This is a genomic window from Arenimonas alkanexedens (genome assembly GCF_054781355.1).
Window position 1 is genome coordinate 1 of record NZ_BAAGUO010000006.1, and the last position, 12,027, is coordinate 12,027.

Here is a 12,027-nt window from a genome sequence, read left to right on the forward strand (position 1 = left end):
CATCCCGAACTCGGAAGTGAAACGCAGCTGCGCCAATGGTAGTGTGGCCTAAGCCATGCAAGAGTAGGTCATCGCCAGGGTTTTTATCCCAGAAGGCCGGTCCCAAAAGGACCGGCCTTCTTCTTTTTTCTGGTCCGAACCACCGCCGCAAAAAGTTGGCCAGCTGCCGCCTCGTGTAGGAGGGCCTTCAGGCCCGAAGCTTTTCGCCAAGAGCTTCGGGCCTGAAGGCCCTCCTACAGTGGGCGGTGCTTCGAAATAAATATCAGAAACAACTCAAATTCATGCTTTTCACCCTTGAGCCGGGGCCATGCGCCCGCGTATAATTTGCGCCCCACGCCCGGGGGTTTCCTTGGGCCTGCTTGGATCCACCGTGTCCCGAACCCCTGCAGCCACGAATCGCTTGGCGCGTAAGACCGCGCTGGCCCAGTTGCTCGCAGGGGCCGTCGTGGCGGGACTGCTTGGCGCCCTGTACGGGCTGCCTGCAGCTGCCGCCGCTTCAATCGGGGCGCTGGCGGTCGCGTTGGGCACGTTCGTGTTGGGACGTGCACTGCTCGAAGGTGGCGTGTCGACGGCGACTGGCGCACTGATGCGCCTCGTCATCGGCGTGTTCGCCAAGTGGGTACTGGTCCTGGCGCTTGGCGTGCTGGCGATTGGTGTTTTGAAGCTCCCGCCGCTGCCGCTGCTGGCGGGGCTGGTGGTCGCCCTCGCCGCATCCGCGGTGATGGCAGTGCAGCGACGATGAATTCAACCAGGTTGGACGCAATGGCAAGCGAAGCCGAACTTACCCCGACGAGCTACATCCAGCACCACCTCAAGAACCTGACCATCCAGATCGGGGAGGGCGGCTTCTGGCAGATCAACGTCGACACCCTGGTGATGGCGGTGCTGATGGGCCTGTTGATGGTCTTCGGCTTCTGGATGGCGACCCGTCGCGCCACCTCCGGCGTGCCGGGCAAGTGGCAGGCCTTCGTCGAAATCGTGCTCGAGTTCGTGGACGCCCAGGCGCGCGACGCCTACCCGGGCCGCAGCAAGCTGGTGACGCCGATCGCGATCACCCTGTTCTGCTGGATCCTGATGATGAACTTCATCAAGATGATCCCCGCCGACTTCTTCGCTATTCCTCTGCATGCCGTCGGCGTGGACTACTGGAAGCCGGTGCCGACCGCCGACGTCAATGCCACCCTCGGCATGTCGTTCAGTGTGTTCTTCCTGATGATCTTCTTCGCCCTGCGGGCCAAGGGCCTGCGTGGCTTCATCCATGAATTCTTCACCGCACCGTTCGGTCCGTGGATGTTCCCGGCCAATATCCTGCTCAACATCGTCGAACTTTTCAGCAAGCCGGTTTCGCTGGCCATGCGGCTGTTCGGCAACATGTACGGCGGCGAGATCGTGTTCCTGCTGATTTGGGTCCTCGGCGGCGTCGGCGTCGCCGGTGCGATCGCGGCGGGCGTCTTCGGCCTCGGGTGGATGCTGTTCCACCTGCTGGTGATCCCGCTGCAGGCCTTCATCTTCATGATGCTCTCGATCGTCTACCTGAGCCTCATGGAAGAGCATCACTGAGTCACGCTTCAAACCTTCAACCTTTCCTTTCACTCGTAAATCCGCTCGGAGAAACACCATGGAAGCTCTCGCCCTTCTCGCTCAGGTTCAGGCCTCGACCATCCTGGCCATCGGCATCATGATCGGTCTCGCCGCCCTCGGCGCCGGCCTGGGCCTGGCCATCATGGCCGGCAAGTTCCTCGAGTCCGCCGCCCGCCAGCCGGAGCTGATCCCGGTCCTGCAGGTGCGCATGTTCATCACCGCCGGCCTGATCGATGCCGCGTTCATCATCACGGTCGCCGTCGGCCTGATGTTTGCGTTCGCGAACCCGCTGATCGGCCCGTTCATCGAGCGCCTGGGCTAATCAGCCCGATCAAGCCCGCGCCCGGCATTTCGCCGGCGCGGGTTGCCGTGCAGGACCCGCAAGGGTCCAGATAGACACCGGACAGAGCGCAGCCATGAACATCAATGCAACCCTGATCGCCCAGGCGCTGGCCTTCGCAGGCCTCATCTGGATCATCGCGACCAAGATCTGGCCGCCGCTGCTCGCTGCCATCGAGGAGCGCCAGCAGAAGATCGCCGAGGGCCTGGCAGCTGCTGACCGCAGCAAGAAGGACCTGGCGCAGGCCGAAGAGAAGGTCAACGAAGTCCTGCGCGAGGCCCGCGCCAAGGCCAACGAGGTCATCGCCCAGGCGGAGGCCCGTCGTGCCCAGATCATCGACCTCGCCAAGGACGAAGCGCATGCGGAAGCCAAGCGCATTCGCATCCAGGCCGACGCCGAGATCGACGCCGCGGCCACCCGCGCCAAGGAAGAGCTGCGCCGCCAGGTCGGTGCGCTCGCCGTGGCCGGTGCCGAACGCCTGATCCGCAAAGAGATCGACAGCAACGTCCACAAGACGCTGCTGGACGAACTCGCCGCTGACATCTGAGTCGGACGACGCCATGAGCCAAGCAGTCACTCTCGCACGCCCCTACGCCCGCGCCGCGTTCTCGCTCGCGCAGGACCACGGCGCGCTGCCCAAGTGGTCGGGCTTGCTGAGCTTTGCCGCCCAGGTGACCGCTCATCCCGACGTGCAGGCCCTGTTCGGCCACCCGCGCATGGATGCCGCGGCCCTGGTCCGTATGGTGATGCCCAAGGGCGACTCCGACCCAAGCTTCGAGCGCTTCGTCGGCGTGCTGGCGGCCAATCGCCGTCTGGCGCTGCTGCCGGAGATCGCTGGCGTGTACGAGCAACTGCGCGCCGACGCCGAGCGCATCGTGAAGGCCACTGTGACCTCAGCGATCGCCCTGGACGCCGACGCCGTCGCCCGTATCACCGCATCGCTCAAGCGTCGTTTTGGCCGTGACGTCGAGCTTTCGACCAGCGTCGACCCCGCCCTGATCGGTGGTGCCGTCGTTGACGCCGGCGACGTGGTCATTGATGGCTCGATCCGCACCAAGCTGGCGCGCCTCGGCGCGGCGCTGGCGAACTGATCCGATTTTCCTTTGAACCAAGCGCCGGCCCAGGCCGGACGACCCAGGGACATACCCATGCAGACGCTCAACCCGTCCGAAATCAGTGAACTGATCAAGGCCCGCATCGAATCGGTCGGCCTGTCGGCCGACGCCCGCAACGAAGGCACCGTGACTTCCGTCTCCGACGGCATCGTGCGCATCCACGGCCTGGCCGACGTGATGCAGGGCGAAATGGTCGAGCTGCCGAACAACACGTTCGCGCTGGCGCTCAACCTCGAGCGCGACTCGGTCGGCGCCGTGGTGCTGGGTGACTACGAGCATCTTTGCGAAGGCGACGTGGCCAAGACCACGAACCGCATCCTCGAAGTGCCGGTCGGTCCCGAGCTGCTTGGTCGCGTGGTCAACGCGCTGGGCGAGCCGATCGACGGCAAGGGCCCGCTGAACGCGACGCTGACCTCGCCGGTCGAGCGCGTGGCGCCGGGCGTGATCTGGCGCCAGTCGGTCGCCCAGCCGGTCCAGACCGGCTACAAGTCGGTCGACAGCATGATCCCGATCGGCCGCGGCCAGCGCGAGCTGATCATTGGCGATCGCCAGACCGGCAAGACCGCCCTGGCCATCGACGCGATCATCAACCAGAAGTCTTCGGGCGTGAAGTGCGTCTACGTCGCGATCGGCCAGAAGAACTCGACCATCGCCAACATCGTCCGCCGGCTCGAAGAGAACGGCGCGATGGGCTACACCACGGTGGTCGCCGCGTCGGCTTCCGAGTCGGCTGCGATGCAGTACATCGCGCCGTACTCCGGCTGCGCCATGGGTGAATACTTCATGGACCGCGGCGAAGACGCGCTGATCGTCTACGACGACCTGTCCAAGCAGGCCGTGGCCTACCGCCAGATCTCGCTCTTGCTGCGCCGCCCGCCGGGTCGCGAAGCCTATCCCGGCGACGTCTTCTATCTCCATTCGCGCCTGCTCGAGCGTGCGGCCCGCGTTTCGGCCGACTACGTCGAGAAGTTCACCAACGGTGCCGTCAAGGGCAAGACCGGTTCGCTGACTGCGCTGCCGATCATCGAAACCCAGGCCGGTGACGTCTCCGCCTTCGTCCCGACCAACGTGATCTCGATCACCGACGGCCAGATCTTCCTCGAGACCGACCTGTTCAACGCCGGCATCCGCCCGGCCGTGAACGCCGGCATCTCGGTGTCGCGCGTCGGTGGTGCGGCCCAGACCACGATCATGAAGAAGCTCTCGGGCGGCATTCGTATCTCGCTCGCGCAGTACCGCGAGCTGGCCGCGTTCGCCCAGTTCGCCTCGGACCTCGACGAAGCCACCCGCAAGCAGCTCGAGCGCGGTCAGCGCGTCACCGAGCTGATGAAGCAGAAGCAGTACGCGCCGATGTCGATCGCTCAGATGGCGCTGTCGATCTACGCCGTGAACGAAGGTCACCTCGACGACGTGCCGCTGAACAAGATCCTGGCGGTCGAAGCTGGCCTGCACGCTCACCTGAGCAATACCCAGGGCGAGCTGGAGAAGAAGATCGTCGAGACCGGCGCCTGGGACAAGGAAATCGAAGCCCAGTTCAAGCAGGTCATCAGCGAGTTCAAGTCCACGGGCACCTGGTAACAATTTGTAGGAGCGCCTTCAGGCGCGAAAGCTTCGGGCCTGAAGGCCCTCCTACATAAAAAGGAAGAGACATGGCTGGCGGCAGGGAAATCAAGACCAAGATCAAGAGCGTGCAGAACACCCGCAAGGTGACGCGCGCGCTCGAGATGGTCTCGGCATCGAAGATCCGCAAGGCGCAGGACCGCATGAAGGCCTCGCGTCCGTATGCGCGCCTGATGCGCCAGGTCATCGGCCATATCGCGCAGGCGAACACCGAGTACGTGCACCCGTTCATGGCCAAGCGCGACAGCATCAAGCGCATCGGCTACATCGTGGTTTCGACCGACCGCGGCCTGTGCGGCGGCCTGAACTCGCAGATGTTCCGCCGGATCTTGGCCGACATGCGCAGCTGGCAGGAGAAGGGCGTCGAGGTTGATCTGGTCTGCATTGGCCAGAAGGCTTCGGTGTTCTTCCGCCGCCTGAAGGTCAACCTGGTCGGCACGGTCACGCACCTGGGCGAAAAGCCTTCGCTGGACCAGCTGGTCGGCGTCATCAAGGTCATGCTCGACGGCTATGCCGACCGCCGCCTGGACCGGGTCTTCCTTTGCTACAACGACTTCGTCAACACCATGACGCAGCGCGCCACGCAAGACCAGCTGCTGCCGCTGCCGGCGACCGACAAGCTCGACGCCAAGCACGACTGGGACTACCTGTACGAGCCCGATCCCGCCTCCGTGCTGGACCAGGTGCTCACCCGCTACGTCGAGTCGCTGGTTTACCAGGCGGTGCTCGAGAACCTCGCTTCCGAACACGCGGCGCGCATGGTGGCCATGAAGGCCGCCTCCGATAACGCCAACAAGCTGATCGAAACGCTGCAGCTGATCTACAACAAGGCTCGGCAGGCGGCGATCACCCAGGAAATTTCCGAAATCGTCGGCGGCGCCGCGGCGGTTTGACCCGCATCTCCAGCACACCAAAGAATCGCTTTCCAGAGGAAACAGCAATGAGCCAGGGCAAGATTGTTCAGATCATCGGCGCGGTCGTGGACGTCGAGTTCCCGCGCGCCGACGTGCCGAGGGTGTACCACGCGCTCAAGGTCGACGGAACCGAGATCACCCTCGAGGTGCAGCAGCAGCTCGGCGACGGCATCGTGCGCACCATCGCCCTCGGCTCGACCGACGGCCTGAAGCGCAACCTGGTCGCGCGCAACACCGGCGCCGCCATCTCCGTGCCGGTGGGCAAGGAAACCCTGGGTCGCATCATGGACGTGCTGGGTCGCCCGATCGACGAAGCCGGTCCGGTCAACACCAAGGACAAGTGGGAAATCCATCGCGCCGCGCCGAGCTACGAGGACCAGTCCTCGGGTAACGAGCTGCTGGAAACCGGCATCAAGGTCATCGACCTGATGTGCCCGTTCGCCAAGGGCGGCAAGGTCGGCCTGTTCGGCGGCGCCGGCGTCGGCAAGACCGTCAACATGATGGAACTGATCAACAACATCGCCAAGGCCCACGAAGGCCTGTCGGTGTTCGCTGGCGTGGGTGAGCGTACCCGCGAGGGCAACGACTTCTACCACGAGATGAAGGACTCCAACGTCCTGGACAAAGTGGCGATGGTGTACGGCCAGATGAACGAGCCGCCGGGCAACCGCCTGCGCGTCGCGCTGACCGGCCTGACCATGGCCGAGTACTTCCGCGACGACATCGACCCGGCCACCGGCAAGGGCCGCGACATCCTGTTCTTCGTCGACAACATCTACCGCTACACCCTGGCCGGCACCGAAGTGTCGGCGCTGCTGGGCCGCATGCCGTCGGCCGTGGGCTACCAGCCGACGCTGGCCGAGGAAATGGGCGTCCTGCAGGAGCGCATCACTTCGACCAAGACCGGCTCGATCACCTCGATCCAGGCCGTCTACGTGCCCGCCGATGACTTGACCGATCCGTCGCCCGCGACCACCTTCGCCCATCTCGACGCCACCGTCGTGCTGTCGCGAAACATCGCCTCGCTCGGCATCTACCCGGCCGTGGATCCGCTCGATTCGACCTCGCGCCAGCTCGACCCGAACGTGATCGGCAACGAGCACTACGACACCGCGCGCAAGGTGCAATCGACGCTGCAGAAGTACAAGGAGCTCAAGGACATCATCGCGATCCTGGGCATGGACGAGCTGTCCGAAGAAGACAAGCAGGCCGTGTCCCGCGCCCGCAAGATCGAGCGCTTCTTCTCGCAGCCCTTCCACGTGGCCGAAGTCTTCACCGGTTCGCCGGGCAAGTACGTCACGCTGAAGGAAACCATTCGCGGCTTCAAGATGATCTGCGACGGCGAATGCGATTCGCTGCCGGAGCAGGCGTTCTACATGGTCGGCGGCATCGACGAGGCCTTCGAGAAGGCCAAGAAGATGAGCGACGCGGCCTAAGCCGCGACATTCGGGGAATCACGACATGGCATCCACCATCCGTTGCGACATCGTCAGCGCCGAAGCCGAGATTTTCCACGGTGAAGTGCAGATGGTCGTGGCCACCGGCGAGCTGGGCGAACTCGGCATCGCGCCGCGCCACGCCCCGCTGATCACCCGGCTCAAGCCCGGCCAGGTCCGCGTCATCCTGGCCAACGGCGAGGAGCAGTCGTTCTACGTCTCCGGCGGCATCCTCGAGGTCCAGCCGCAGGTGGTGACGGTTCTCACCGACACGGCCATTCGCGCCGCCGACCTCGACGAGGCCAAGGCCAAGGAAGCCAAGGCCGAGGCCGAGCGCATTCTGGCCAACCGTGGCGAAGCGATGGAAATCGCCGAGGCTCAGATGCGTCTGGCCGAGGCCATGGCCCAGCTGCAGGCGCTCGAGCGCCTGCGCAAGAACCTCAAGCACTAAACCGGCGGCACGCGGTTCAAGCAAGCGCCGGCCTCGTGCCGGCGTTTTGCTGTCCAGGCTTCAGCGATAGACCCAGTGGCGCCAAAGCACGAAGCCGATCGCGGCCATCAAGGCCTCGACCAGCGGCTTGGCCAGCCACGAACCCGACAGACCGGCGACGGCCTCGACCTGCGCCAACAGCAAGGTACTCAGCGCCGTCAGGGCCGACCAGGCCAGCAAGAACCGCCACAGGTGCCGGCGCTGGAGCTGCGGCTCGCCCCCCTTCGAGAAGGTGTAGCGACCGTTGAGCCAATAGCCCAGGCAGGCGCCGGACATGCGGCCGAGAATATTTCCCGTGACCAGGGGCAGGCCAAGCGCCGTCAACAGCACGAATACGCCACTGTCGAGCACGAGCTGCGCCGCTCCCACCGCGAGGAAAAGCAGCGCTTGCCGTGAAATGGGATGGGACTGGCCGGTCATTCGCGCATGCTAGCAGCGCCGCGCCGGCGCGCCGATACTAGGGCCCTGGAGGAACCCATGACCCAAGCCCTGCACGTAATCATCCTCGCCGCCGGCGAAGGCAAGCGCATGAAGTCGCGCACCCCCAAGGTGCTGCAGCCGATCGCTGGCCGCCCGATGTTGGCCCACGCGATCGAGGCCGCCCGCGCCCTCGGCGCCGCCGGCATCCACGTGGTTTACGGCCACGGCGGCGACCAGGTCCAGGCAGCGTTCGCCGGCCAGCCCGACCTGCACTGGGCCGAGCAGGCCGAGCAGCTGGGAACCGGCCACGCGGTGCTGCAGGCCATGCCCGGCGTGCCCGACAAGGCCCGGGTCCTGGTGCTTTACGCCGACGTCCCGCTGATCACGGTCGCGACCCTGTCGCGCCTGCTGGCGGCGGCGGCCGAGCGCGCCGCCGTGCTGACCGAAACCCTCGCCGACCCGAGCGGCTACGGCCGCGTGGTGCTCGACGGCAACGGTGACGTGCAGGCCATCGTTGAACACAAGGATGCCGACGAACGCCAGCGTGCCGTGCGCCTGGTCAACACCGGCGTGGTTGCGGCACCGGCGGCCGAGCTTCGGCGCTGGCTCGGCCGGCTGGGCAACGACAATGCGCAGGGCGAGTACTACCTCACCGACATCTTCGCCATGGCCCGCGCCGACGGCCGGCCCGCGGCGCAGATTGGCTGCGGCTTTCCGGGCGAAGCCGAGGGCGCGAACGATCCGATCCAGCTGGCGCGACTTGAACGCGCCTGGCAGCGGCGCGCCGCCGAGACCCTGATGCAGGCCGGTGTGCGCCTGGCCGACCCGGCCCGCTACGACCAGCGCGGCACCGTGGCGGCCGGCCGCGACGTCGAGATCGACGTGGACGTGATTCTCGAGGGCCGCGTGGTGCTCGGTGACGAGGTCCGCATCGGCCCCTTCTGCCGCCTGCGCGACGTGGTGCTGGGCGCCGGCACCGTGGTGCGGGCGCACAGCGACCTCGAGGGCGTGGTCACCGGCGCTGGTTGCACCCTGGGGCCGTTCGCGCGGCTACGTCCCGGCACCGAGCTGGCCGACGAGGTGCACATCGGCAACTTCGTCGAGACCAAGAAAACGCGCCTGGGCAAAGGCAGCAAGGCCAACCATCTGAGCTATCTGGGCGACGCCGAAATCGGCGCGGCCGTAAACATCGGCGCCGGCACCATCACCTGCAACTACGACGGCGTGAACAAGTTCACCACCACCATCGGCGATGGCGCCTTCATCGGCTCGAATTCGTCGCTGGTGGCGCCGGTCGAGATCGGCGCGCAGGCCACCATCGGCGCCGGCTCGGTCATCACCAAGCCCGCGCCGGCCGACAAGCTCACCGTGGGCCGCGGTCGTCAGGCCACCGTCGACGGCTGGCAGCGCCCGACCAAGAAATAGCCGCGAACCTGTAGGAGGGCCTTCAGGCCCGAAGCTCTTCGCCAAGAGCTTCGGGCCTGAAGGCCCTCCTACAGGGGGTGTTGGCGGCGGGAGTGCTGGCGGATACGAAGCATTTCAAGTGCTTGATTGAAAAACCAGTCTTTCCGGCGACGGAGGTCCGCGCCGCGTCGGCCGCAAGAATCTTCGGACATCCGCTGACCGTTAGGGAGAGCCGGCCACGGCATCCCGTAAACTGGCGGTCTCGCTCGTCATCGGAAACTTCTTCATGTGCGGAATCGTCGGCATCAGCGCCCAGCGGAATATCGTCACGCACCTCATCGACGGTCTGGCGGCGCTTGAGTACCGCGGTTACGACTCGGCGGGCGTCGCCCTGCTGGGCCCCGACGGCATCGTCCGCCTGCGCGCCAAGGGCAAGGTCCGCGACCTCGCCGCGCTGCAGCTCGAGACCGGCCTCGACGGCCACTGCGGCATCGCCCACACCCGCTGGGCCACCCACGGCGTGCCGAGCGAGGGCAACGCCCATCCGCACGTTTCGGGCCAGGTGAGCGTGGTCCACAACGGCATCATCGAGAACCACGCCGCGCTGCGCGCCGAGCTGCAGGCCGAGGGCTACGAGTTCAATTCGCAGACCGATACCGAGGTCATCGCCCACCTGGTCGAGCGCGCCCAGCGCGCCGGCCGCACGCTGCTGCAGGCGGTGCAGGACATCGTGCCGCGCTTGCACGGCGCCTATGCCATCGTGGTGGTGTCGGCGCGCGAGCCGGGCACCCTGGTCGGCGCCCGCCTGGGCTCGCCGCTGGTGGTGGGCCTGGGTGAGAACGAACAGTACTTCGGCTCCGACGTGCACGCGCTGCTGCCGCTGACCCGCCGCTTCCTCTACCTCGAGGAAGGCGACGTGGCCGAGCTGACGCCGGCCGGCGTTCAGGTCTACACGGTCGACGGCACCAAGGTGCAGCGCGAAGTGAAGGAGTCGCAGTTCAATGCCGACGCCGTGCAGCGCGGCGACTACGCCCACTACATGCTCAAGGAAATCCACGAGCAGGCCCAGGCCGTGGCCGACACCCTGGAAGGCCGCATCGCCGGCGGCAAGGTGCTGACCCAGATCTTCGGCGTCGACGCCGAACAGCTGCTGGCGCAAACCCAGGCCGTGCACATCATCGCCTGCGGTACCAGCTACCACGCCGGCCTGGTTGCGCGTTACTGGATCGAGCAGCTGGCCGGCATTCCCTGCAGCACGGAGATTGCGAGCGAGTACCGCTACCGCGACCCGGTGGTGCGCGAAGGCACGCTCTTCCTCACCATTTCCCAGTCGGGCGAAACCGCCGACACCCTGGCCGCGCTGAAGCTGGCCAAGCAGATGCCCTACCTGACCCAGCTCGCAGTCTGCAACGTGCCGGAGTCGTCGATCGTGCGCGAATCGGCGCTGGTGCTGATGACCCGCGCCGGCCCCGAGATCGGCGTGGCTTCGACCAAGGCTTTCACCACCCAGCTGGTGGCGCTGGCGCTGTTTGCGCTGGCGCTGGCGCGCAGCAAGGGCCTGGACGATGCCCGCTATGCCGACGGCGTGAGCCAGCTCGAGCAGCTGCCGGGCCTGATCGTCGAGACGCTCAAGCTCGACGAAGAGATCAAGGTCCTGGCCGAGCGCTTCGCCGACAAGCACCACGCGCTGTTCCTGGGCCGCGGCACGCACTGGCCGGTGGCCATGGAAGGTGCGCTCAAGCTCAAGGAGATCAGCTATATCCACGCCGAGGCCTATGCCGCCGGCGAACTCAAGCACGGCCCGCTGGCGCTGGTGGACGAAGACATGCCGGTGATCGCGGTCGCGCCCAACGACCGTCTGATCGACAAGCTCAAGTCCAACCTCGAAGAAGTGCGCGCGCGCGGCGGCGAGCTCTATGCCTTCGTGGACGAAACCGTGGCCCACGGCCTGGACGCCGCGCACGTGGTGATCCTGCCGGCCTGCGGCGAGATCGCGGCGCCGGTGGTGTCCACGCTTCCGCTGCAGCTGCTGAGCTACTACGTCGCCCTGCTCAAGGGTACCGACGTGGACCAGCCGCGTAATCTCGCGAAATCAGTGACGGTGGAGTAAGCCATGCGCGTCTGTGTCTATGCCGCTTCCAGCGCCCAGGTGGCGCCCGAATACCACGCCGCTGCGCGCCAGCTTGGCGAAACCCTCGCTGCGGGCGGCTGCAGCGTCGTTTACGGCGGCGGCTCCCAGGGGTTGATGGGCTCGCTGGCCGACGGCGCCCTGTCCAAGGGCGGCGAGGTGGTCGGCATCCTGCCTAAATTCATGGCCGACCTGGAGTGGGGCCATCCGGGCCTGACCCATCTCGAGCTGGTCGAGGACATGCGCGAGCGCAAGCACAAGCTGCTTACTGGTTCCGATGCCGTGGTAGCGCTGCCCGGCGGCTGTGGCACGCTCGAGGAGCTGTTCGAGGCGATCACGCTCAAGCGCCTGGGTATCTACTTCAGTCCGATCCTGCTGCTCAACACCAATGGTTTTTATGCGCCGCTGCAGGCCTTCATGCAGCAGGTGATCGAACAGAAGTTCATGAATCCCGAACACCACGCCATGTGGTCGCTGGTTGACGGCGTCGAGCAGGTAATGCCGACCATTGCCGCCACGCCCCGCTGGCGCGAAGACGCGCGCGAATATGCCGTTGTCCGCTGAGTCGGCGCGGCGCCC

At 66.0% G+C, this 12,027-nt stretch carries 13 protein-coding genes and 1 rRNA gene; 13 read left to right on the plus strand and 1 reads right to left on the minus strand.

Annotated elements, in window-relative coordinates; translation table 11 throughout:
* From rrf to ACYVGY_RS11635, 10 genes are all read left to right on the plus strand, one after another.
* A 5S ribosomal RNA gene (gene rrf, locus ACYVGY_RS11590) occupies positions 1-80 on the plus strand; the annotation flags it as partial.
* Positions 81-400: 320 nt separating this feature from the next.
* A complete protein-coding gene (locus ACYVGY_RS11595; protein WP_460457651.1) occupies positions 401-742 on the plus strand; it encodes a hypothetical protein in 342 nt (113 codons plus the stop codon).
* A gap of 20 nt (positions 743-762) precedes the next feature.
* Positions 763-1,560: a F0F1 ATP synthase subunit A gene (gene atpB, locus ACYVGY_RS11600; protein ID WP_460457652.1), complete on the plus strand. Its 798-nt coding sequence runs from the start codon at positions 763-765 to the stop codon at positions 1,558-1,560.
* A gap of 58 nt (positions 1,561-1,618) precedes the next feature.
* Positions 1,619-1,903 (plus strand): F0F1 ATP synthase subunit C, encoded by a 285-nt coding sequence (gene atpE / locus ACYVGY_RS11605; RefSeq protein WP_460457653.1) that lies wholly within the window; start codon positions 1,619-1,621, stop codon positions 1,901-1,903.
* 94 nt (positions 1,904-1,997) lie between these two features.
* A complete protein-coding gene (locus ACYVGY_RS11610) occupies positions 1,998-2,468 on the plus strand; it encodes a F0F1 ATP synthase subunit B (protein WP_460457654.1) in 471 nt (156 codons plus the stop codon).
* A gap of 13 nt (positions 2,469-2,481) precedes the next feature.
* Complete coding sequence (locus tag ACYVGY_RS11615) at positions 2,482-3,012, plus strand: F0F1 ATP synthase subunit delta (RefSeq protein WP_460457655.1); 531 nt, start codon at positions 2,482-2,484, stop codon at positions 3,010-3,012.
* A 57-nt stretch (positions 3,013-3,069) separates the two neighbouring features.
* Entirely contained in the window at positions 3,070-4,614 is a 1,545-nt protein-coding gene (gene atpA / locus ACYVGY_RS11620; protein ID WP_460457656.1) for a F0F1 ATP synthase subunit alpha, read from the plus strand.
* 71 nt (positions 4,615-4,685) lie between these two features.
* Positions 4,686-5,549 carry a F0F1 ATP synthase subunit gamma gene (gene atpG, locus ACYVGY_RS11625; RefSeq protein WP_460457657.1) on the plus strand — a complete coding sequence of 288 codons (864 nt, stop codon included), beginning with the start codon at positions 4,686-4,688 and terminating at the stop codon, positions 5,547-5,549.
* Between the two features lie 47 nt (positions 5,550-5,596).
* The gene (gene atpD / locus ACYVGY_RS11630; protein ID WP_460457658.1) at positions 5,597-7,006 is read left to right on the plus strand and encodes a F0F1 ATP synthase subunit beta; all 1,410 of its coding nucleotides are present in this window, start codon (positions 5,597-5,599) and stop codon (positions 7,004-7,006) included.
* Between the two features lie 25 nt (positions 7,007-7,031).
* Positions 7,032-7,457 (plus strand): F0F1 ATP synthase subunit epsilon, encoded by a 426-nt coding sequence (locus ACYVGY_RS11635; protein ID WP_460457659.1) that lies wholly within the window; start codon positions 7,032-7,034, stop codon positions 7,455-7,457.
* A gap of 60 nt (positions 7,458-7,517) precedes the next feature.
* Here ACYVGY_RS11635 and ACYVGY_RS11640 read toward each other — a convergent pair whose 3' ends face one another.
* Complete coding sequence (locus ACYVGY_RS11640) at positions 7,518-7,916, minus strand: GtrA family protein (protein ID WP_460457660.1); 399 nt, start codon at positions 7,914-7,916, stop codon at positions 7,518-7,520.
* A gap of 57 nt (positions 7,917-7,973) precedes the next feature.
* Here ACYVGY_RS11640 and glmU point away from each other — a divergent pair, with 57 nt between their 5' ends.
* The 3 genes from glmU to ACYVGY_RS11655 all read left to right on the plus strand — a co-directional run bounded on the left by glmU (position 7,974) and on the right by ACYVGY_RS11655 (position 12,012).
* Complete coding sequence (gene glmU, locus ACYVGY_RS11645; protein WP_460457661.1) at positions 7,974-9,341, plus strand: bifunctional UDP-N-acetylglucosamine diphosphorylase/glucosamine-1-phosphate N-acetyltransferase GlmU; 1,368 nt, start codon at positions 7,974-7,976, stop codon at positions 9,339-9,341.
* A 265-nt stretch (positions 9,342-9,606) separates the two neighbouring features.
* Positions 9,607-11,430, plus strand: coding sequence for a glutamine--fructose-6-phosphate transaminase (isomerizing) (gene glmS / locus ACYVGY_RS11650; protein ID WP_460457662.1), 1,824 nt, complete (start codon positions 9,607-9,609; stop codon positions 11,428-11,430).
* Between the two features lie 3 nt (positions 11,431-11,433).
* On the plus strand, positions 11,434-12,012 hold the full coding sequence (locus ACYVGY_RS11655; RefSeq protein ID WP_460457663.1) for an LOG family protein: 579 nt from the start codon (positions 11,434-11,436) through the stop codon (positions 12,010-12,012).
* Positions 12,013-12,027 lie beyond the last annotated feature (15 nt).

Coding starts and splice junctions, on each gene's coding strand:
- atpB (WP_460457652.1), top strand. CDS start 763: ATGGCAAGCGAAGCCGAACTTACCCCGACGAGCTACATCCAGCACCAC.
- atpE (WP_460457653.1), top strand. CDS start 1,619: ATGGAAGCTCTCGCCCTTCTCGCTCAGGTTCAGGCCTCGACCATCCTG.
- ACYVGY_RS11610 (WP_460457654.1), top strand. CDS start 1,998: ATGAACATCAATGCAACCCTGATCGCCCAGGCGCTGGCCTTCGCAGGC.
- ACYVGY_RS11615 (WP_460457655.1), top strand. CDS start 2,482: ATGAGCCAAGCAGTCACTCTCGCACGCCCCTACGCCCGCGCCGCGTTC.
- atpA (WP_460457656.1), top strand. CDS start 3,070: ATGCAGACGCTCAACCCGTCCGAAATCAGTGAACTGATCAAGGCCCGC.
- atpG (WP_460457657.1), top strand. CDS start 4,686: ATGGCTGGCGGCAGGGAAATCAAGACCAAGATCAAGAGCGTGCAGAAC.
- atpD (WP_460457658.1), top strand. CDS start 5,597: ATGAGCCAGGGCAAGATTGTTCAGATCATCGGCGCGGTCGTGGACGTC.
- ACYVGY_RS11635 (WP_460457659.1), top strand. CDS start 7,032: ATGGCATCCACCATCCGTTGCGACATCGTCAGCGCCGAAGCCGAGATT.
- ACYVGY_RS11640 (WP_460457660.1), bottom strand. CDS start 7,916: ATGACCGGCCAGTCCCATCCCATTTCACGGCAAGCGCTGCTTTTCCTC.
- glmU (WP_460457661.1), top strand. CDS start 7,974: ATGACCCAAGCCCTGCACGTAATCATCCTCGCCGCCGGCGAAGGCAAG.
- glmS (WP_460457662.1), top strand. CDS start 9,607: ATGTGCGGAATCGTCGGCATCAGCGCCCAGCGGAATATCGTCACGCAC.
- ACYVGY_RS11655 (WP_460457663.1), top strand. CDS start 11,434: ATGCGCGTCTGTGTCTATGCCGCTTCCAGCGCCCAGGTGGCGCCCGAA.